Origin of the sequence: Corynebacterium sp. HMSC072A02 (genome assembly GCF_001810085.1) — a bacterium.
Taxonomy (GTDB): Bacteria; Actinomycetota; Actinomycetes; order Mycobacteriales; family Mycobacteriaceae; genus Corynebacterium; species Corynebacterium hesseae.
In genome coordinates this window covers 1-422 of sequence record NZ_KV799818.1, presented here as the reverse complement: position 1 = coordinate 422, position 422 = coordinate 1, and the positions used below count along the sequence as shown (strand labels likewise).

1 pseudogene is annotated in these 422 nt (G+C 56.4%); it reads left to right on the top strand.

Annotated elements, in window-relative coordinates:
- A pseudogene (locus HMPREF2698_RS02240) lies at window positions 1-422 on the top strand (IS256 family transposase); the annotation flags it as partial.

Genomic DNA, 422 nt, shown 5'->3' with positions numbered 1-422 from the left:
ACCGCAGCACCATACCGGCAGGCCAAGTACCGAAATGGGTCAGCCCCAACCAGAAATGGTGGTACACCCACCGCAACGCCCGCAGGGCTCTAAAACGGCTAGAAAAGCTCATCCACGCCGGACAATTATTTACCTTCCTTGACCCGCCTGAAGGTGTCACACAGGATTTAAAAGCCACCACGAACCTGCTGGAAGGTGGCATCAACAAACAGCTCAAAGACCTAGCAGGAAACCATCGTGGCATGTTCGATGAGCATCAGCGCATCACCATGGACTGGTGGCTCTACACCCACACCGAAGACCCCGTAGCGCCACTGGAGTTAGCCAAGCAACAAGACTTCGGACGCCAAGGAGAAAAAGCAGCACGCGCAGCCTGGGCAAAAGAAGGACTCACACGACGTGGCCACCCAGACGGGCGACCA